General features: G+C 56.4%; 18 protein-coding genes and 4 pseudogenes. 3 read left to right on the top strand and 19 right to left on the bottom strand.

What is annotated here, in order from left to right; genetic code table 11:
• Positions 1 to 65: 65 nt before the first annotated feature.
• The 4 genes and pseudogenes from F3I21_RS23405 to F3I21_RS12120 all read right to left on the bottom strand — a co-directional run.
• Positions 66 to 248 (bottom strand): annotated as a pseudogene (locus tag F3I21_RS23405) (phage late control D family protein); the annotation flags it as partial.
• A 78-nt stretch (positions 249 to 326) separates the two neighbouring features.
• A pseudogene (locus F3I21_RS12130) lies at positions 327 to 1,235 on the bottom strand (baseplate assembly protein).
• A 4-nt stretch (positions 1,236 to 1,239) separates the two neighbouring features.
• Positions 1,240 to 1,587 carry a GPW/gp25 family protein gene (locus F3I21_RS12125; protein ID WP_150059003.1) on the bottom strand — a complete coding sequence of 116 codons (348 nt, stop codon included), beginning with the start codon at positions 1,585 to 1,587 and terminating at the stop codon, positions 1,240 to 1,242.
• The gene (locus tag F3I21_RS12120; RefSeq protein WP_370515515.1) at positions 1,584 to 2,219 is read right to left on the bottom strand and encodes a phage baseplate assembly protein V; all 636 of its coding nucleotides are present in this window, start codon (positions 2,217 to 2,219) and stop codon (positions 1,584 to 1,586) included. The genes F3I21_RS12125 and F3I21_RS12120 overlap by 4 nt, the downstream gene beginning before the upstream one ends.
• 117 nt (positions 2,220 to 2,336) lie before the next feature.
• Between F3I21_RS12120 and F3I21_RS12115 the strand changes: the two genes are divergently transcribed.
• Complete coding sequence (locus tag F3I21_RS12115; protein WP_150059002.1) at positions 2,337 to 3,881, top strand: ATP/GTP-binding protein; 1,545 nt, start codon at positions 2,337 to 2,339, stop codon at positions 3,879 to 3,881.
• Between the two features lie 39 nt (positions 3,882 to 3,920).
• Here the strand turns inward: F3I21_RS12115 and F3I21_RS12110 are convergent.
• From F3I21_RS12110 to F3I21_RS12070, 8 genes and pseudogenes are all read right to left on the bottom strand, one after another.
• Positions 3,921 to 4,370: pseudogene (locus F3I21_RS12110) on the bottom strand (phage virion morphogenesis protein).
• A pseudogene (locus F3I21_RS12105) lies at positions 4,363 to 4,829 on the bottom strand (phage tail protein). Before F3I21_RS12105 ends, F3I21_RS12110 begins: the two co-directional pseudogenes overlap by 8 nt.
• Positions 4,792 to 5,055: an Rz1-like lysis system protein LysC gene (lysC, locus tag F3I21_RS23400; RefSeq protein WP_150059001.1), complete on the bottom strand. Its 264-nt coding sequence runs from the start codon at positions 5,053 to 5,055 to the stop codon at positions 4,792 to 4,794. The pseudogene F3I21_RS12105 and the gene lysC overlap by 38 nt, the downstream one beginning before the upstream one ends.
• The gene (gene lysB / locus F3I21_RS12095) at positions 4,937 to 5,218 is read right to left on the bottom strand and encodes an Rz-like lysis system protein LysB (protein WP_223815672.1); all 282 of its coding nucleotides are present in this window, start codon (positions 5,216 to 5,218) and stop codon (positions 4,937 to 4,939) included. The genes lysC and lysB overlap by 119 nt, the downstream gene beginning before the upstream one ends.
• A 296-nt stretch (positions 5,219 to 5,514) precedes the next feature.
• Positions 5,515 to 6,753 carry an aromatic amino acid transporter gene (locus F3I21_RS12085; RefSeq protein WP_088517257.1) on the bottom strand — a complete coding sequence of 413 codons (1,239 nt, stop codon included), beginning with the start codon at positions 6,751 to 6,753 and terminating at the stop codon, positions 5,515 to 5,517.
• A gap of 157 nt (positions 6,754 to 6,910) precedes the next feature.
• Entirely contained in the window at positions 6,911 to 7,921 is a 1,011-nt protein-coding gene (locus F3I21_RS12080) for a Gfo/Idh/MocA family protein (RefSeq protein ID WP_150058999.1), read from the bottom strand.
• Between the two features lie 31 nt (positions 7,922 to 7,952).
• On the bottom strand, positions 7,953 to 8,774 hold the full coding sequence (locus F3I21_RS12075) for a TIM barrel protein (RefSeq protein ID WP_150058998.1): 822 nt from the start codon (positions 8,772 to 8,774) through the stop codon (positions 7,953 to 7,955).
• 136 nt (positions 8,775 to 8,910) lie between these two features.
• Positions 8,911 to 10,356, bottom strand: a complete 1,446-nt coding sequence (locus tag F3I21_RS12070) for a sugar porter family MFS transporter (protein WP_150058997.1) — start codon at positions 10,354 to 10,356, stop codon at positions 8,911 to 8,913.
• A gap of 317 nt (positions 10,357 to 10,673) precedes the next feature.
• Between F3I21_RS12070 and F3I21_RS12065 the strand changes: the two genes are divergently transcribed.
• Positions 10,674 to 12,017 (top strand): MFS transporter, encoded by a 1,344-nt coding sequence (locus tag F3I21_RS12065; RefSeq protein WP_150058996.1) that lies wholly within the window; start codon positions 10,674 to 10,676, stop codon positions 12,015 to 12,017.
• A gap of 3 nt (positions 12,018 to 12,020) precedes the next feature.
• Here F3I21_RS12065 and arnF read toward each other — a convergent pair whose 3' ends face one another.
• From arnF to arnB, 7 genes are read right to left on the bottom strand one after another with little or no spacing between them, the layout of a single operon-like run.
• Positions 12,021 to 12,383 (bottom strand): 4-amino-4-deoxy-L-arabinose-phosphoundecaprenol flippase subunit ArnF, encoded by a 363-nt coding sequence (gene arnF, locus F3I21_RS12060; RefSeq protein ID WP_058781501.1) that lies wholly within the window; start codon positions 12,381 to 12,383, stop codon positions 12,021 to 12,023.
• Positions 12,380 to 12,700 (bottom strand): 4-amino-4-deoxy-L-arabinose-phosphoundecaprenol flippase subunit ArnE, encoded by a 321-nt coding sequence (arnE, locus tag F3I21_RS12055; RefSeq protein WP_141495975.1) that lies wholly within the window; start codon positions 12,698 to 12,700, stop codon positions 12,380 to 12,382. Before arnE ends, arnF begins: the two co-directional genes overlap by 4 nt.
• Entirely contained in the window at positions 12,697 to 14,352 is a 1,656-nt protein-coding gene (arnT, locus tag F3I21_RS12050; protein WP_150059117.1) for a lipid IV(A) 4-amino-4-deoxy-L-arabinosyltransferase, read from the bottom strand. The genes arnE and arnT overlap by 4 nt, the downstream gene beginning before the upstream one ends.
• A 31-nt stretch (positions 14,353 to 14,383) precedes the next feature.
• Positions 14,384 to 15,268, bottom strand: coding sequence for a 4-deoxy-4-formamido-L-arabinose-phosphoundecaprenol deformylase (gene arnD / locus F3I21_RS12045; protein WP_141495974.1), 885 nt, complete (start codon positions 15,266 to 15,268; stop codon positions 14,384 to 14,386).
• Positions 15,265 to 17,244: a bifunctional UDP-4-amino-4-deoxy-L-arabinose formyltransferase/UDP-glucuronic acid oxidase ArnA gene (arnA, locus tag F3I21_RS12040; protein ID WP_058759134.1), complete on the bottom strand. Its 1,980-nt coding sequence runs from the start codon at positions 17,242 to 17,244 to the stop codon at positions 15,265 to 15,267. The genes arnD and arnA overlap by 4 nt, the downstream gene beginning before the upstream one ends.
• Positions 17,241 to 18,227 (bottom strand): undecaprenyl-phosphate 4-deoxy-4-formamido-L-arabinose transferase, encoded by a 987-nt coding sequence (arnC, locus tag F3I21_RS12035; RefSeq protein ID WP_021509379.1) that lies wholly within the window; start codon positions 18,225 to 18,227, stop codon positions 17,241 to 17,243. The genes arnA and arnC overlap by 4 nt, the downstream gene beginning before the upstream one ends.
• Position 18,228: 1 nt before the next feature.
• Positions 18,229 to 19,365 (bottom strand): UDP-4-amino-4-deoxy-L-arabinose aminotransferase, encoded by a 1,137-nt coding sequence (gene arnB, locus F3I21_RS12030; protein ID WP_150058995.1) that lies wholly within the window; start codon positions 19,363 to 19,365, stop codon positions 18,229 to 18,231.
• A 457-nt stretch (positions 19,366 to 19,822) separates the two neighbouring features.
• Between arnB and F3I21_RS12025 the strand changes: the two genes are divergently transcribed.
• Positions 19,823 to 20,038, top strand: coding sequence for a hypothetical protein (locus F3I21_RS12025; protein ID WP_223815670.1), 216 nt, complete (start codon positions 19,823 to 19,825; stop codon positions 20,036 to 20,038).
• Positions 20,039 to 20,293 lie beyond the last annotated feature (255 nt).

Raw genomic sequence — 20,293 nt, 5'->3', positions numbered from 1 at the left:
TTATGATTTAACGCCAACATTTTACCCATTAAATTAATATAAAACAAACAGATAGATTCATTAAATCAATCATCCTCATCGGCTTCATACTCCACATCCGAAAGCTTTACCTCAAGCTCAACGCCCGTCGTGAAGCCGTTATTATTGAGGCTGTGTGTCACCTTACTGATTAACCACGCCTGTTCGTCTATGACGCGCTTAAAGCCTGAGACTCGCACCGGCATTTCAGGATAAATATCTTCGCGCCCGGTACGCGCTCAATATCAGTGGCGGCTTTTGCCGCGAGCACCTCCAGCGTCGACGAGCCGGTCGGTAAAAACCGGGGGTTACTCATCCGTACCCCCGGCGGTGATGCTGTACTCCGTGCAGTAAGAGGCCTGGTATTTACTGAGCACAATGTCAGCCAGTGGTGCCGCCAGCTCGACACGCTGCACGCCTTCAACATGCAGCGCGGCATAAATGGCAGACTTACGAATGTAACGGCCTAAGCGCTGTTGCGAGCTGATGTAGCTCTTCAGCTTGTCTTCCGCCGCCTGCAGGATAGGTTTCGCTTCCGGGCCGGGATAAAATTAGAGCGTCGCGTCAATCTGGTACGACACGATGGCGGCACTCTGGACGGTCGCGCGGTCACCCACAGGTCGCACATCTTCCGCATTCAGCGCTTTTTCAACCGCAGCCAGCAGGTCATCAGACGCCGAGCCGTCACCCTCGCGGGAGAGCACGGAAATCGTCACACAAGCAGGCGTCGGACTGTCGACTGAAATATCAGCAACCCGTCCGTCGGCGCTGCGTCCGTGGTATTCATACGCGCCCACCGGACCGGCGACATTCAGCCCCTCGAAAGCCTGCTGTGCCCGCAGGCGCAAATCAGCATCGGATTCCATGACCGGCGGTGTCGGCGGAATGGTGGTGTCATCGCCGGGCGTAATTGTGAGGCGCTCCGTGTCATTGTTCGTCGCCATCACATCGAGATCACTGCCCTCGGAATAGGCCAGCGTGACGGCAAGCGCGGCCTCATTCAAACGCTGGCGCCAGAGCAATTCCCGGAAAGCGTTTTCTTCCAGATATTTGACCAGTGGATCGGATTCAAGCGCAAGGGTACGGGCGACGGCCTCCTGCTGGTCTTCCGGGAAAAGCGAAATCAGCACCGCCTTTCGCTCGGCGAGGATGGATTCATAATCCAGCGTTTCCACCACGTCGGGCGCGGGGAGCTGGCTCAGGTCAATTGAGGCCATAAATTCAACTCACTGGAATGGTCAGGGATAACGGGTCGCCGGAGCCTTTGATTTCGCCGGTCAGGTCAACCACCATCTGACCGGTAAACTGGCGCTCAATCGTCAGCCACGTAATGGTGACGCGGGGCTCCCACTTCAGCAGCGCCATGTAACAGGCAGACATCAGCTGAAGGTTCAGCGCGTCGTTCTGCGGCATATCAATCAGGGAGGACAGCAGCGAGCCGTAATCGCGGCGCATCACCCGCGAGCCGACCGGCGTGCGCAGAATATCGCTCATGCTCTGGCTGATGTGGTCAGCGTCGGTAATGGTGCGCCCGGTGTTGCGATTCATGCCGATGTAGCGTGTCGTCATAACGGAGTCCCCGTTTGCCCGCCGCTGTCGCCGGGGTGTTTATGGAGATGTAGCACCTTGCCATTAGAAGACAGCGAGCCTTCACTGTGCTCGATGTTGCCTTTCATCGTTCCGCCTTTCTGCACCTCAATCGAGCCGGTGATGAGCTTGTTGGTACACACGACCTCGGGCGTGTCGAGCGTGACGCGGGTGTCAGCCTTAATCATTACGATCGGCACAGTGGCGGTAATGGACTCTTTTGCGGTGACGTCGGCGGTAGTGATACAGGAAACCAGGAGTGCCCCTGTGTTGGGCTCGTACTCAATGACCGCCCCGTCAGGAAAGGCAATGTGAAACGCATCGGCAAACGCCGAGGGCGCGGGGAAATCGTTAGAGAAAATGGCGGGCAGCACAAAGGCAGTATCGAGCTCGCCGCGAATGGCAAGAATGAGTACCTGCTCGCCCACCGAGGGAGTCCACCATGTGCGCGAGCGCCCGGCGCGGGCGGTCAGCCACTGGAGCCAGTCGGTGACAATGCCGCCGGTCTGCACGCTACAGCGCCCCGCATCAAGATCGGTCTCGATAATGACACCGGTACGAATGAGGTTGCGGATTTGACGCGCGACCTCTTGAATAGCATTTAGATTCATCATGAAAATGATGATGCCAAAATTGTGTTGCAGAGGTTATGATTTAGCGATATATGAGTTACCAAACAATGGAATACGGCAAATTGCATAAACTTTGTGCAGCATAACTTTAAAGGAGTGATGATGGGCCGCTTTACACAGCAAAATTTAATGTCAATTAAAATTGATAAACTCAAAAACATTGAAGATTTGAATAGCCTCACTTTTACTCCTCATGGAGTTACCGCGATTCTTGGGGCAAATTGCGTTGGAAAATCCAGTTTACTTCATGCCCTTGCATCTAGTTTTAGACCTGATGGAAACGACCTCTCAGAAACACATAAAATGAGTGAGTATTTCAAACCAAACCCCCACGCATTATGGTCAGGAACCAAATTCTACTTAAGCTACACATATGTTGACAGAGCAAGTCCCAATGCTCCTGTAGTGGTAACCGATGCTCCCAGCGAAAAACGAAATACTCGTTGGTCCCCTAGACAAGAATCTAAACCCCATCGCAGTATATTTTTTATAGGGATTTATACATCAACACCTACCCTTGAATACATAAATTACATTAAAAATAAAAGCCGCACCGGCTCACAGAATGTTAAGTATACAACGACACTATTAACAGATACTGATAGCATCAACATTAAAAACAAAACAGGCTATGTATTTAATAGAGCTTACAGTGAAATTTACAAGCATACTATTCAAAAATGGAATGAAGTCGTTTATGGGCTAGGCATTAATGGCGTTACATATTCGCAAGTAAGCATGGGAGCTGGAGAACAACGTGTCATCAAAATTCTTAATGTATTATACGAAGCACCTGAGTACTCTCTCATTCTAATTGATGAAATTGATTTACTATTGCACGAGGATGCTTTCCAAAGGCTGCTTGAAGTAATTATTGAAATTTCCAGAAATCGGAGATTGCAAGTCATTTTCACTACGCATAGGGAGGGGGTGCTAAAGAAATCAGATAAAATAAACATACGGTATATTTATAAAACTGGCGCGCAAACACTATGCATACAACAGATCACCCATGACGCCATGCGCGCGCTTACTGGAGTATTGGAAAAACCGCTCTCATTTTTCGTTGAAGATGATTTCTCTGCTAGAATTATAAAAAAAATATGCCAACAACTGAATATCGTAACATATGTTGATATCAATGAGTTTGGTAGTGCCATTAATGCATTTAGTTTGACCGCTGGGTTAATAATGAGCGGAAAAGATAAGAATAAAATTCTTTCAATAATTGATGGCGATGTTTATTCTACACCTCAAGAAAAACAAGATCAGATCAACAAGGTTATCAGTGGCACAGATGCTAGATCTCGAGCATGGAGAAATGACCTACTACCAAGAATTATGCAATATCAACTCCCGCAAGGTGTTAAACCTGAGCAGTATATACGCGAGTGTATTCTAAGGCTTGACCCAGCGACTCTAAACGATATAAAACTGGATATTTACAATTCACTAGGAGCAATCCAAGTTGTTTTAAACTCACACGATTACGTAAATGCTATCTATCCACTTTACCCCGAGTCGAGTGAAGTAATTATCAAAGACGTAATTGATTTGTTTGCCACAACACCCGAATGGCTATCTTTTGTCAATGATGTGAGAGTTGAGATAGAGAATATGGCAAGAGCTGAGGGGTTAATCTAATCATATGCAGCAAGAGTTAATCTTGCTGCAATTCTTATATTATTTACTGATCTTTCTAACTATTATTCTCTGTATAATATCAATGGTCCCATTTTCGAAGCCTAAAAGTTGACGGGCAGGATAGCTTACTCAAGCGCCATTACTATTTGGCCTATCCTTTAATCCGTATTGATGCACCTGTGCCATGTGCTGCACCTTGCCGGTAAATTCCACGACTGCCGCCTCGTCACTACCGGCGGTTTTCATAAAGCGGTTAGTACTCAGTTTGATGAACATTTTCCGCTTCACCCTGCCCTTTTTGGCCCTGACCAGCTGGCGCTTGCGGGCAGCATACGGGGAGCCATCCGGCGCTTTCTGCGTTTTAATGCGCTTCTGCTGTCGGGTGCATAGCGTCTTCGCCATCTCCGCCCCCATCCGCCGACGGCCTGCCGGAGAAAGTGCCGCAATCAGCCCGGCCAGCCGGTCATCAAAGGGCTTAAACTCATTCATGCCATTCGCTCACAAGCTCACGATGGACATAGAACTGCGTTGGGCGCCTCACCAGCTCGTTTGACTGCGGATCTGGCGCATGCTCGATATGCAATTCGGCCCCAACCTCTTTAACGATAGTGCGCTCGGTCAGCATCGGGCTGATACTGAGGTCTGCGCTGTCATCGTTGTTAATATCCGCCTCATAGGTAAAGCCGCGCTTTTGCCCGTCATCGGTGGTCATAATGTCGGCCTGATTGACCCGCAGCCATGCCAGAATCGGTACGAGGATCAAATCAATATCGCCCGGAAAATCAGTCACGATAATATTAAGCGTGTACCTGTTTTCGAACTACAGCGAGGTCGCAAGCGTAGAGGCGAGTTTCCGCTGTCGAGAAACACGCGCAGCATTTCGGGGTTCTGTTTCAGCACCGGCACCGCATCAGTTAAGGCGTTGCGCAGGCTCTTCGGTTTGAACATCGGTTTTGTACTGGCATTCTTTGACTGTTTGGACCTGAAGCGCACAGCATTCGAGCGCGGTTTCGAGCTGACGAATGTCGGCGCTCAGGTCACCATTAGTCTTCGGGTCACTGCCCGGCATCGGGCACAGGCTCACCCTCGGGCAGGCGTTCAGCACAACGACCGGCGGAGGCGCAGGTGGCGCGGGTGTGCAGGCTACGCACAGCAGCAGGGAGCTCAGTGCCATACCAGCGGCGTAACTCTTCGTTTTCATTTAGTAACCTCGTAATCGTGCGCTCCCGACGCAGGGCCTTCTGCCCGGGAACGGCGAACTTCTGGCGCAGCTCAACCTGCGCCCGGTCATTGTCAGCGCCGAGGCGCTGCGCGATGAACAGCTGGTCTTTCAGCATGCCAATCCCGATCAGGCCGCGGAGCATTTCGGCTGGTTCGCTGCTTTCGCCAGGCTGGATCTGCGTGCCAGCGGTGCCTGGACGCGGCAGCAGCTCAACTGGCAGCCCAACGGACCGGGTCTTATCGCTGACTTGAGCAGAGTGAATTATTCAACCCATTCGTAGCCCCAGCGCCGGGTAGCGGCGCAATTCATTGCGCAATTTACAACGGTGCGGCGAATGGATTAGCGCGATAAATCGCGCCGCTACGATACGAATAGTGCAGCCTCACCTCTGAACCCCATGGCTCTCGCCACTCAGGCCGCAGCAAATTGCGGTAACACACCCAGCCAGCTCAGCGTCCATGCCAGCACATTCAGCGCGCCGAAAAGCAGTACCAGGCCAATCGCCAGTGGCGTACGCGGCCGATCGGCGAAGCGCTGTTGCGCACGCCGTGCCAGCAGCGCTGGAATAATCACCGCCCACAGCGTGGCAAACAGACCGGCAAAACCGATGGCGGCGACGAAGCCATGCGGCCACCACAGCGAAGCGAGCAGCGGCGGCAAAAATGTCAGGCAGGCGGTTTGCAGCCGCGCGCGCGGGGAATGCCCCCAGCCGAGGCGGTCGGCGATGAAATCAAACAGTCCTGCCGTCACGCCGAGAAACGAGGCTATCACTGCAAAATGTGAGAACACCGACATCATCAGCGACAACGCGCGCACGTGCAGATGATCGCGCAGCGCGGCCATCAGCGCGGCAATATCTCCACCCTGCTGCACGATGTCAGGAAACACAGCGCGCGGCAAATTCCCCATGGTGCAGACAATCCAGAACAGGTAAAGAGCCAGCGACATCAGCGTGCCCAGCACCAGCGCGCGTGTCACCGGCGACTCGCGGCGCTGATAATAACTCACCAGTCCGGTGATGTTACCGTGATAGCCAAAAGAGGCCAGACAGAACGGCAGCACGCCCAGCGCGTAAGGCCAGTAGCTGTCTCCCGGCGCGGCGGCAGCGAACAGCGAGGGCACGTCAACCTGGGTTAACAGCCCGCCGAACAGCAAAATCAATAGCAGGATTTTTGCCAGCACGCAGAACGTCATCAAACGACTGACGCCGGTGGTGCCGAGCCACACCACAGCGGCGACACACAGCGTCAGCGCGATTTTGGCCCCGGCGGTTGAGAGCGGCACGCCAAGCTGATTCAGCGAGTGCTGGTAAACCGGACCACTGGCTGAAATATAAGCGTAGGTGAGAATGCCCAGTACAAAAAGGATGCTGAGGCCATTGATGCTGGCCCAGCCGCGCCCGAGCAAATCGCGCGTCAGCGTATCGTAGCCCGCGCCCGGCGGATAATGCAGGCTGACACGCATAAACAGCAGCCCGGAGAGCAGCATTGCGCCCCAGCTTATGCCCAGCAGCAGCAGCGCCCAGCCAAACCACGCCCCGGCCATCACGATCGGCAACGTAAACATACCGGCGCCCACTACCGTCCCACAGATGATCATGGCGCCCCACCATACCGAGGGCTGGCGGCGCGCCATTACGCTCTCCGTCATCACACTTTTCCTTGCACAACATAAAGGCGGCGATGATACACGGGATCGCTAACAAATGTGAGGCGCGGCGGTGACTGAGGGGAAGATGGCTGTCAACAGGTGACAATGTCACATAAAGGCGCACCGGTTAGGGTGTGCCAGCCGCGATGTGGTGGGATTAACAATAAAAAGCCGGACGTGGCGGCATGGTAATCGGGACAATGTCACCGTTGTTCTGTGCCGCGACACAGGCATCGGCCGCCACGGCGGCGGCATAGCCGTCCCACGCCGACGGGCCTGTCATATTGCCCGACAGCACGTTGTTGATGAAATCCTGCAGCTCAACGTCATACGCAGCGATAAAACGTTTTTTCCAGTCGGTCAGAATGCCGGTGGAGAGCTGCGCCGCGTGGCGGGTTTGCACCGACATCGGTTCAGGCAGGCGGGCAATGCCGCTCTCGCCGACCACCTCACACTGAATGTCGTAACCATAGGCGCAGTTAACGAAGATCTCGACATCAATACGGATGCCCTTCGCGGTTTCCAGCAGCACAATCTGCGGGTCCTTCAGGTGCGATGACGCGTGGCGGGTCTTGCGTGGGTAAATCACCTGCGCACTGACGTAATCATCGTTCAGCAGCCAGCGCAGCACGTCGAGTTCATGGATCAGCGTATCGGTGATCGCCATATCGGTGGTGTAAGCATCGCCGACCGCCGGATTGCGGTGCGCGCAGTGCAGCATCAGCGGCTCACCCAGGGTGCCGCCGTCGATAACTGCTTTCAGCGCGCGATAGCCGCTGTCGTACGGTCGCATAAAACCCACCTGCACCAGTTTTTTGCCTGCGGCAATTTCCGCTTCGACAATATTCATACAGCCCTGCGCGGTCACTGCCAGTGGCTTCTCGCAGAATACCGCTTTGCCGGCTTTGATGGCTGCCAGCACAAACTCTTCATGCGTCGGGCCCCACGAGGTAACCAGAATGGCCTGCACCTCCGGCGCGGCGATTAAATCGTGCGCGTTGTCGTAAATCTCCGCCTGCAAGCCGAGCTCGCTAATCACCTGCTCACAGTTGCTGCGATTGATATCATTAAGCGCGACCACGCGCGCATGCTGCAGCACCTGGCTGCAACGACGAATGTGTTCACGGCCGATAGCGCCAGTGCCGATTACACCAATATTGAGTGTCATGCGAGGTTCCTTCAGCAAAATGCCGGATTGGTTAGTGGTTGAGATAATCAATGCTGCTGCGGATTTCGCGCGCAATATCCTCAGCGCTCCAGCTCTCCATCACCGACGAAAACGGCTCGAAAGCATAAACACCGCGATAGCCCATCTCTTCCAGGCGCTGCACCTGCTCGCGGGATTTCAGCAGGTCATCCGCGCTCAGCATGATGCGCTCTTCGTCGGTGAGTTGATGAGTCGGGCGCGCATCCGTTACGCCAGAGAGATGCACCAGGCCGATGTGATTCACGTCTACGCCACCGGCGAAATCCTGTTCGGCGCCTTCGTACAGGTGATGATGGAAGGTATCCAGCACGATGTTAAACGGCACGCCGGCCTGAGCGATAAGCTGCTGCGCCAGCGCGGCGGAGCGCAGTGAGCTCTGCGGAAAACCGAGCGGTTCAACCAGCCCGGCAACACCATATTCGGCAAACAGCGGCGCCAGGGTTTGCAGCGCCTGTACGATTTGCTCATTACTTACCGGTGTCCCATCATTGAGCGGACAGAGCACCAGCGCTTTCGCCCCGGTGGCGCGCGCATCGGCTAACAGCGCGCGCGTTTTTTCCAGCACCGCATCATCTAACTGGTTGAAGGGATACACCGCGTTGATGGTTTCGATCTCAAGCTGATGCTGCGCTGCCAGGCGACGCACTTCCTCACCGCCTGCGCCGTCGGTCACGCTGCCGCTTTTCATATCATTGCGTATTTCAACTTTATTTAATCCCAGCTGTTGCACCAGCGCGAAGAATTCCGCCATGCTGAGATGAGGAGCAATTTTACGGTTAACACAGAATCGGTCACTGCTTATTTTGTAGGTCATGATCTTTCCTGGATAATAATCACTGGGTAAGGTTCTGTTTGCTGCAAGGTACTGACATGCCCTGATAGTAAGGTATCTTTTTTGCCCGCTCTGCGGCTTCTTTGAGTGATTTACATCAGCCTGAGCGCCCTCACATTTAGCCTTTGCCGTCATACAGTTCATAGAAATAGTGTTCGACCTGTTCCAGGCTGCGCCCTTTGGTTTCCGGAATAGCGCGCAGTACAAACAGGGCGCCGCCGATCCCGATCACGGCAAAAGTCAGGAAAGCCCCGGCCAGGCCAAAGGCGGCCAGCAACAGCGGGAAGGCCATGGAAATGGCGAAGTTGGCAATCCACAAGGCAAAAACGGCACCGCCCATGCAAATGCCGCGCATGCGCGCCGGGAAGATTTCCGACAGCAGCAACCAGGTGACCGGTGACAGCGCGCCCTGCTGAAAACATAAAAACATCAGCATTCCGGCCAGTACCAGATAGGCCCGCAGCAGATTAACCGCACCACCGGCGTGATACTCCGGCATAAGCAGGCACACCGTAGCGATAAAGAACAGGCAGGCGGTACAGCCCATCTGCCCTATCAGCACCAGCGGACGACGCCCAACCTTACCGATTATCACGATCCCCACCAGCGTCATGATTACCGAGATCACGCCGTTGGCGATGGTGGCGAACAATGCCGCATCGTTGCTCAGGCCGGTAGCAGTGAGCATGGTTGGCGCGTAGTACATGATGGTGTTCACACCGGTCAGCTGCTGGATGGCGGCAATGCCAATTCCCAGTAAAAACACTTTGCGCAGCCATGGCGTGCGCAGGTCACGCAGGCGACCTTTGCCTTGCTGGCGATGCTCTTCGATGGTCTCTTCGATCTCCTCCAGCTCCCACTCCACGTCTTCCGCCGCCCGGGTTTTCTCCAGCACCCTGCGCGCGCCAGCGGTGTTGCCGCGCATGACGTGCCAGCGTGGACTTTCCGGCATAAAGACCATCCCGATCCACAACAGCACGGCGGGTACGATGGAGATGGCCAGCATCCAGCGCCAGGTATGTTCGCCACCCCAGATTTCATTGAAAGTGGCATTGGAGACATAGGCCAGCAGCTGGCCAGAGACAATCATCAGCTCCTGCAGCGTCACCAGTTGACCGCGTTTATTCGCCGGGGCAATTTCCGCGATATACACCGGCACAGTGGCAGCCGCCCCGCCAACGGCAATACCAAGAAACAGGCGTGACGCAATCATCGTCACCACATCAGGTGCGAAGGCAGAGCCGACCGCGCCGAGGGCAAAAATAAAGGCCAGCGTGATGATGATTTTGCGGCGCCCGAGGGCATCCGCGAAGTGCCCTGCCAGCAGCGCGCCAAAGGCAGCGCCGAACAACAGTGAACTGGTCACCAGCCCGGTAGTGAACGGCGTGAGATGCAAATCGCTGCGCATGAACAGCAGCGCGCCGGATACCACGCCGGTATCGTAACCAAACAGCAACCCGCCGAGTGTCGCCACCAGCGCGATGATTTTTACGAAGGGTTCGGTTTTTGTTGTGCTGTTGGGGCCGGACGCGGTGTTGGTGGAGAGATAAAGTTCTTTTTCCATAATACCTCCTGGTAAAAAATGCGTTAGGAAAAGCATCAGAACAAAGCAGCGCGTCCAGGCTATCGGCATTTTTATTTCATGTTAATTTATATTTGAAACCTGCTTTTCAAATTGTGAGTTCAAGCCTTTTGACCGGTTTATTTTGATGGATTTACATCAGCCGAAAAAAGGCGAGTGAAGGTTGGGCGAGGTGGTTATTTAAGCGCAGCAGATCGGCCCCTTTACGCCGGGAGTCGCCACGCTTTGTGATCAATCGCGCAATAACTGCACAAACCTTCTTGTATGGTAGTCGCTCTTTAACCTCTTCAGGATTTGTCATGGCCTCTTCAACTGTTGCTCAATCTGATACCGCTGAAGCTCACCCTAAATCATTGATTCGCCGCGTCGCCAGCGCCTCGGCGATAGGCACGGCGGCAGAGTATTACGACTTTTTCGCTTACGGTACGGCAGCGGTACTGTTCTTTGGCCATCTGTTCTTTCCCAGTCACGATCCGCTGGTCAGCACACTCGCTGCCTTCGCCACTTATGCGGTGGGCTTCCTCGCACGTCCCATTGGCGGCATGGTGTTTGGGCACATCGGCGACAAAGTGGGACGCAAAAAGGCGCTGGTGGCGACCATCCTGATCGTGGGCCTTGGCACGTTCTGCATTGGTCTGCTGCCAACCTACGAAAAAATTGGCGTCTGGGCCCCGGTATTACTGATTGCCATCCGTTTGCTGCAGGGGTTTGGCGTTGGCGGCGAACAGGCGGGCGCGGTATTAATGACGGCCGAATATGCGCAGCCTTCCCGGCGCGGTTTCTTTGCCAGCTGGGTGCAGATTGGTGCTCCGGTCGGGTTTCTGCTGCCGCTGGCGCTGTTCGCTGTGCTTAATGCCGCGCTGACCGCGGAGCAGATGATGGACTGGGGCTGGCGCGTACCTTTTCTGCTCAGCGCGCTGCTGGTGATTGTCGGCCTGTTTATTCGCCTGCGCATTGATGAATCGCCGGTCTTCGCCGCCATTCGTGAAACCAAAGCGGCAGAATCCAGGCCGTTAAAAGAGGTGCTGCGTGGTAATCCACGGCTGGTGGTCAACGGCGTGGCAGCGAAACTGATCGAAGCCTGCGCCTTCGCCCTGTTTACCGTCATCATCCTTGCCTGGGGTAAGGCTAATCAGCTTGATGCCGGCATTTTGATGAACAGTATGATCGTCGCGGTGATCCTCGAAGTACTGGCGATCCCGCTGATGGGTGCCCTTTCCGACCGCATCGGTCGCAAGCCGGTTTACCTGATCGGCACGCTGCTGATCATGCTCTCGATCGTGCCCTTTTTTCTCGCGCTGGCGCACAACAGCTACTGGCTCACGCAGCTGGCGATGATCGTGGCGCTGACGCTGGGCCACAGCATGTGTTATGCCCCGCAGGCGTCATGGTTCCCCGAACTGTTTCCCACGCACATTCGCTGCAGCGGTATCGCGGTGATCTGGCAGATCGGTTCGCTGATCGGCAGCGGCGTACTCGGACTGGTGGCGGTGAAGATTCTGCAGGTGACCCACGGCCACTGGTATGGTCTGGCGCTGTATGTTGCAGTGCTGGGGGTGATTTCTTTGTTCGGCCTGCTGCGTCTGCCGGAAACGGCGCCAGGCCGCCGCCAGGGTGAATATCACCCGTGGCAGCAGCATTAACGGTTAACGGCGCGGCAGCGCCACACACAGCAGGCCGCAGACGATCAATATGACGCCAGCGAGACTGCTCCAGCGGAAGGTTTCATGCAAGGCTGGCAGGGAAATAGCGGCCAGCCACACCAGCACATAGCTCAGACTGAGCAGCGGATAGAGCCGGTTGAGCGGCAACAGCCGCAGCGCCAGCAGCCAGCACAGCATTGAGCAGCCGTAGGCCGCCAGTCCGCCGATTAACGGTATCAGGCCGTGCTGCCACGGTAGCGCGGTCCATGTATCCAGCGGTGGCAGCGCGAGCATTGCCGTGCGCAGCAGCAGCTGCGCCAGCGACACCAGCAGCACGCTGGCCAGCGCCAGCAGCCAGCCCTTCACAGATGGCTCCCCATCAGCGCCACCCCGGCAACGATCGCCAACGTACCCAGCCACTGCCGCCGCGTGTAGGTCTCACGCCAGATGACGCGCGCCGCCACCGCCACCAGCACAAAATTCAGGCTCAGCATCGGGTAAGCCACGCTGACCGGCACGGTGCGCAGCACCACCAGCCACAGCAGCATCGCCGTCCCCAGCAGCAGCAGGCTGAGCACCAGCCAGCCGAACAGGCGTTGCCCGCCGCAGTGGGCCGCCTGTTTCTGGCACAGCTGGGCGGCACAACTGAGCAGGCTTACCAGCAGGATCAGTAGCAGATTCATGGTGTCGCGTTGTAGCCGTAGTAGACCAGCCGTCCCTGCTGATACACATCATCCGGCACCGGCAGATGCGCATCCGCTTGCTTTTCGTCAGAATTCAGCAGCAGCACCAGTGCCACCGGACCCTGTCGGCGATGCAGGCGCAGCCAGTCAGCGAAGGCTTCCCCGTCGACGTAGCGCGTTTTTGCATCGGGATAACCCAGTCCGTACTCCAGCTCACCTTTTTCATCGAAGAAAGTGATATCGCTGCGGCGCAATTCCCATGCGACCGCAGAAGCGATGCCGGAATTGTCCACCACCAGATAGCGGCTCTGCGCCAGCTGAGGCCGAACGGCGCTGACGAAACTCTGCGGCTGTTTGCTGTCACGTACCTTTTGTGGGATAGCCAACCCGACCAGCAGCGCCAATGCCAGCGGGCAAAGCGCAGCCAGCTGCCAGCGGCCTGTTTTCAGGCTTAACCAGCCCATCACCGCCCAGCCGGCAAATGCCAGCGCAGCGCACAGTATCCGCAGCAACTCATCGCGCGCGTACACCGGATGGTGCGCCAGCCCCCAGGGTGCCAGCACCACCACGACCAGCAGCGTGGCAACCAGACCAAACAGCAGGTTGATCCAGCCATTTACCGCCAACGCCTGTTTCAGGCGCGCGGTGTTACCGTGCGCATAATGCGCCATTAACAACGCCAGCGGCGCAAAGCACGGCAGAATATAGGTCGGCAGTTTGCCTTTGGCGATGCTAAAGAACAGCAGCGGCAGTACAACCCAGCTAAGCAAATAGATCGTGGCAGCGTGCTGTTGACGCTGTCGCCATGCGCCGCTCAGCGCGCCTGGCAACAGGCCGAGCCACGGTAAACAGCCCGCCACCAACACCGGCAGGTAAAACCAGAACGGCGCTTTATGCTGCGCATCGCTCTCCGCGAAGCGCTGAATATGTTCGACCCAGAAGAAGTAGTGCCAGAAATCGCCTTCCTGATGCTGGATGGACAGCGCCCAGGGCGCGCTGATCGCGGCCGCCACCGCAATCGTGAGCGGCCCCCAGCGCAGCAGTTCGCCAAAACGTCGCTGCCAGAGCACCCAGGGCACAATCGCCAGCACCGGCACCGCCAGCGCCAGAAAGCCTTTGGTCATGAAACCCATGGCACAGGCCGCGCCGAGCAGCATATAGCCCGTCAGCCGCTGTGAGGTACTGTGCGCCTGCGCAGCAAACCAAAAGCTGCACATCGCCGCCACCAGCCACAGCAGCAGAATCGGATCGAGCACGGCGTAAGTGCCGATGCCATAAACCAGCAGCGAGGTAAGAAAGATCACGCTGGCGGTGAGCGCTATTTTGCGGCTGGCGAACATCCGCTTGCCCAGCCAGTAGATCAGCAGCGCACTCAGCGTGGTACAGATAATCGCACCGGCGCGCACGCCAAAATTATTATGCCCAAATAACAGCTGGCCAAGATTATTGACCCAGTAACCGGCAATCGGCTTCTCGAAGTAGCGCAAATCAAAAAAATGCGGCACCACCCAGTTACCGCTCAGCAGCATCTCGCGGCTGATTTCGGCATAGCGGGTTTCATCCGGCTGCCAGAGATCGCGGAATGGCACCGGGATCAGATAATAGAGAGCAAAAAGCGCTATCAGCAGCACTATGCGGGTGCGGCTGCGCATCGGTGTTTCCATACTTGGGTCCTGTAAAATGTTAACTCTGGCAACCCAGCCAGCCTTCCCGGCCGGCAATGTGCCCGCGCACCACATGGCCCTGTGGCAGCGTACTGAGATCGTCCGGCAGCAGCTCGCTCAGCGGACAAAACCGGATGCCCTGCTGCTGCGCGCGCGTCAGCAGATCGGCAAAGGCGGGCAAACCGACGATGCCTTCGACCTCTGCGTGAATGGTATAGACCGGCGTACCGCTGGCGGCATGCATCTGCGCGAGAATAAAGTCGTTAAACCCCTCCGCGCTGACCTGCTGGCCTACCACTTCATCCCACGTTGGCAGGGTTACCGGAATTTGCACCGTGCCGAGGCTGCCATCGTTGAGGCGCGGAATGAACGGCCCGCTGCCGCGACAGTCGCTGTTATAGCGAAAGCCAAACGGCTGCTTGGCATCCAGTACCCGGCTGTCGGCGCGCCAGCCTGCCACTGCAGAGCAGGTGACACTGTCACCCAAAATGGCTTCCAGCGCCACTTTACCGCGCGCAATCTGCGCATTCAGCTGCTGTGGCGACCAGACGCCAGCCCAGGTCTGCCAGGCAAAGTGATCCCACGCGTGTAAGCCCACTTCATGATGATCTGCCGTGGCGCGAATAATCGACGCCAGCCCTTTGCCTATTTCGCGACCCGGCCAGGCGGTACCGGCCAGTAAAATATCCCAGCCGTACAGCGAGGCCGCGCGCGAACGCAGCATCTTCCACAGAAAGCGCGGCTTCATCAGGCGCCACAGGTGGCGCCCCATGTTGTCCGGCCCAACGCTGAAGAAGAAGCTGGCCTGCAGCTGATGCAGGCTGAACTGCTGCAGCAGCGCCGGTACGCCCAGTTGCGTGCCGCGCCAGGTATCGACATCAACACGCAAACCCACTCGCTTCATGGCTTTTCCTGTAGCTCAACGGTGCGCAGGAAGAAGTCCAGCGTATTGTCGATGGTGGTATCCATCGCCACAGTTGGCGTCCAGTCGAGCAGCCGGCGGGCATTTTTAATCGACGGCTTGCGGTGCTCCACGTCCTGATAGCCTTTGCCGTAATAGCTGCTGCTCTCTACCTCACGGAAACCGGCAAACGGCGGGAAGCGATCGCGCAGCGGGTGGCGCTCAAAGCTGGCCAGCAGGTGTTCCGCCAGCTCTTTAATACTGGCTTCGTTCTCCGGGTTACCAATGTTAACGATCTGGCCATCGCAGTTGTTGTGTTTATTCTCGATAATGCGGAACAGCGCTTCGATGCCGTCGCGAATATCGGTGAAACAACGCTTCTGCGCGCCGCCGTCGATCAGCTTGATCGGCGAGCCTTCCACCAGATTAAGGATCAGCTGGGTGATGGCGCGAGAACTGCCGATACGCGCGGCGTTGAGGTTATCCAGACGCGGGCCCATCCAGTTAAACGGACGGAATAGCGTAAAGCGCAGCCCCTCTTTTTCGCCATAGGCCCATATCACCCGGTCCAGCAGCTGTTTCGACACTGAATAGATCCAGCGCTGTTTATTGATCGGTCCGACCACCAGGTTGGAGTGATCCTCGTCGAAATGCTGATCGGTACACATACCGTACACTTCGGAGGTCGACGGGAAAATGATGCGCTTTTTATACTTCACGCAGTCACGAATAATCTTCAGGTTCTCTTCGAAATCCAGCTCGAACACGCGCAGCGGATTACGGGTATATTCGATCGGCGTGGCGATCGCCACCAGCGGCAGCACCACGTCACATTTCTTGATGTGATACTCAATCCATTCAGAGTGGATGCTGATATCCCCTTCAACGAAGTGGAAGCGCGGTTCATCCAGGAAGCGGCTGATGGCATCGGAACCGATATCCAGGCCATAAACCTCAAAGTTATCATCCTGCAGCAGGCGTTCGGTGAGATGGTTGCCGATAAAGCCGTTTACGCCGAGGATCAGCACCCGCGTGCGGCGTTTTACCGCAGCAACCGGCTGCGAGTAAAGCAGCGCACCCGGCACCATGCCCAGACTCTGCGCCAGCTGGCTGCCGTTCATGTAAACACCGTTGTCGCTCTGCCCGGTGACCACTTCAAGCGCGCCCTCGCCGCAGGCAATCAGGAACGGCTCTACCGACAGCACCGTGCCCGGTTTGGCGCTGGGCGCATCCTGGTGAACCCGCCCTTTCCACACCACGAATTTCACCGTGCCGGCATACGCAAACGCACCAGGCCAGGGATCGGTGACTGCACGCACCAGGTTATTCACTTTAGCCGCCGGCAGCTCCCAGTTGATACGGCCATCCTCCGGCGTGCGGCGACCGACCACGGTCGCTTCCGCGTCGTTCTGCGGCGTGGCGGCAATCTCACCGCGCTTCATCGGCGGCAGCGCGCCTTCCAGCAGCTGGCCGGCGCAGGCCACCAGCTTACGGTGCAGCGTCAGCGCATTATCCTGCGGGTCAATCGCCACGCGCTGCTGCGCCACAATGTCGCCGGCATCGGCACGTTTCACCATGCGGTGCAGCGTTACGCCAGTCTCCGTCTCGCCGTTGACCAGCACCCAGTTAAGCGGCGCACGACCACGGTATTTAGGCAGCAGCGAGCCGTGCAGGTTAAACGCGCCAACCCGCGCGCAGTTCAGAATGGTGTCGCTCAGCAGGGCGCGATAATAAAACGAGAAGATAAAGTCCGGCTGCATGGTGCGGATGCGATCCACCCACAGCGGATGGTTAGCATCTTCCGGCGCATAAACCGGAATGCCCTGCTCAGCCGCGAGGCGTGCTACCGAAGGAAACGCATGGCTCTCCGGCGAGGTGTCCGCATGAGTGAAGATGGCACTGATTTCATAGCCTGCGTTCAGCAGCGCAGTGATGCCTGCACAGCCCATTTCGGCATAGGCGAAGACGATAGTTTTCATTGCTTAATTTCCTGTACAGACGGGGCATCTTGTTGCGGATGGATAACACGTTGAATGAAGTAGCGCGGACGGGCGCGTACGTCGTTATAAATACGACCGATGTATTCGCCCAGCAGGCCCATACCGACAAACTGCGCGCCGACAAAAATAAACAGCACGGCAAACAGCATGAACACACCGTCGCCGGCCCAGCTGGCACCGAGGAACAGGCGCAGCACAATCAGGATCAGAGAAAAGGCGAAACCGGCCAGCGCGATTAAGCTGCCGACAATACTCAGCAGACGCAGCGGCGTGGTGGTCAGGCAGGTCACCAGGTCATACATCAGGTTGATCAGCTTCATAAAGCTGTATTTGGAGTCGCCGAACTCACGCTCGGCATGCGTAACCGGCAGTTCAATGGTGCGGCGCGCGAAGGTGTTCGCCAGAATCGGGATAAAGGTGCTGCGTTCGTGGCAGTTGAGCATCGCATCGACAATGTGACGGCGATAGGCGCGCAGCATGCAGCCATAATCGCCCATGGCTTTGCCGGTCACGCGCTGAATCAGGTGGTTGATGGTGCGTGAAGCGCGGCGTCGGAACCAGCTGTCCTGACGGTTCTGACGCACGGTGCCGACCACGTCGTAGCCCTGCTGCGCGGCTTTGACCAGGTTGGGGATCTCTTCCGGCGGGTTTTGCAGATCGGCATCCAGCGTAATGATCACATCACCGGAAACATGGCTGAAACCGGCCATAATCGCCGAGTGTTGCCCGTAGTTGCGATTCAGCAGCACGCCGACCACGTGACTGCCCGGCATATCCGCCGCATCGGCGATCATCTGCGCGGAGCGGTCGGCGCTGCCGTCATCCACCAGTAAGATTTCATAGTCAAGGCCGAGCGTGCGGCAGGCCGCGTCGGTACGGCGCACCAGCTCCGGCAGGCTCTGTTCTTCGTTGTACACCGGGATCACCACGGAGACTTTGCGAATCGGTTTTTCTTCCAGCATCTCAGGCTCCCGCAAGGTGGCGTAAGGCAGCAATCACACGCGTTACATCGTCATCGAGCATGTCGGGGAACAGGGGCAGCGAGCAGATACGTTCACTGTTCCATTCGGTGGCCGGCAGCGAGAGCTGCGGATAGCGTTCACGGTAATACTTGTGGGTATGCGCGGCACGGAAATGCAGACCGGTGCCGATGTCATGGATTTTCAACTGCTCCATCAGCACATCGCGACTGATACCGCAGCGCGCTTCGTCCACGCGAATGATAAACAGATGCCACGCATGCTGATGCGGCCACGCCGGCTGCACCAGCGGCAGCAACGGCGTATCTGCCAGCTCGCGCAAATAGCGCGCGGCGATGGCCTGGCGACGTGCATTGATGGCCGGCAACTTTTGCAGCTGCACCAGCGCAATCGCGGCGTTGATGTCTGGCAGGTTGTATTTAAAACCGGGCATGATCACTTCGGCCTGCGGTTTGCGGCCATGGGTATGACGATCGTAGGCATCGACGCCGAGGCCGTGGAATTTCAGGCTGCGCAGGCAGTCAGCCAGCTGCGCGTCATCGGTCACCACAATGCCGCCTTCGGCGCAGGTGATGTTTTTGATGGCGTGCAGCGAAAAGATTGCAGTGCCCTGCTGCCCGACGTGCCGGCCTTTGTAATAACAACCTACCGCGTGGGCCGCATCTTCAATGAGCGGGATATTGTGGCGTGTGCTGACGGCGCGAAGGGCGTCGATATCCGCCGGCGCACCGGCATAGTGAACCGGCACGATGGCGCGGGTGCGCGGCGTAATGGCCGCTTCGATCTGTTCTGCGCTTACCATCAGGTTATCGCGATCCACATCGATCATCACCGGCGTGGCGCCCAGCAGCGTAATGATATTGAGCGTGGAAACCCAGGTCAGCGACGGGGTGATCACCTCGTCGCCGGGCTGGATACCCAGCGCCATCAACGTAACGTGCATGCCTGCTGTGGCGGAGCTGACGGCAATAGCGTGCTGGTTGCCGGTGAGCTGGCAAAACGCCTGCTCCAGCGCAGCATTCTGCGGTCCGGTGGTAATCCAGCCCGATGCAAATACCGCCTGCACCGCGGCCAGTTCTTCCTCACCCAATGCCGGGCGCGAAAACGGAAGGAAACTCATAAGATAACCTTACTGTTGTGCCTGAAAACATGCTGAAAAATAAAACAAGCGTTATTGCTGCGCATGACAACCTGATGAAACACCCTGTAACCTATTGTTTAAACGTTACTTAAACGAGTGCGTTCGCAGGGCTGCTGTCATCTGCGCGCAATAAAACTTAAGCAAGTCTGTTTTATCGCTATAAGAAACCAAAATACGGGGGAAAACTTAACTGAACATTAAATGGCAAAGCGGCACGCTGACTTTTTTACGTGATGTTGAAGATTGGTAGAAGATTGCACGCCGGGGCCGGAAATCAGCATCGGATCAGACATCATTGGCCTGCATGACGACACACGGCAATTAAAGTGGCTATTTTTCAATACATTAACTAAGAGACTATACTGTTCTTAAGGTTATCCTAAGGTTGGCTGCTTATTCTTCCCTGGGATAGTGACGCCAGAGGCTGGACAGGAGAATGATGATGAGAACCGCGACTGACAGACTTTCACAGGCAGCACTGCGCCGGCATCACATTGGCGTGAAAACAAAAGGATTGCGTTTCCGCGGTGAGCTGTATGTATTTCGCTATAACGCCGGCCATTACGACGTGTTTCTCAACAGCGAATGGGTGATGTCGCTCGCCACCAGCAATGTGCTGGAAGCCATGCAGCAGTTTAAACAGAGCCAGTAAATTCGCTGGCGCATTGATTTGATTATTATCTGTCTCCGCTGGCGTATTGATTAGATTGTTGCCTGCCTCAGCTGGCCCATCGATTGGATTTTTGCCTGTCTTCGCATCGATTTGGTCATTGCCAGCCCGTGAAATTCACGCATCCCTGCTTATATCTTCTCTGTTCTCTGGAGCCCGCTCGTAAATCCTGCTGCAAATCGCTGCAACGCCGCTTTGCTGCTCGCCACGCCGTCTCCGCCGGCGTATTGTGCCTCT

The sequence above is a fragment of the Pantoea sp. B_9 genome (assembly GCF_008632015.1).
Classification (GTDB): domain Bacteria; phylum Pseudomonadota; class Gammaproteobacteria; order Enterobacterales; family Enterobacteriaceae; genus Pantoea; species Pantoea dispersa.
The sequence above is the reverse complement of the archived record's forward strand: the minus strand, read 5'-3'. Positions and strand labels throughout refer to the sequence as shown.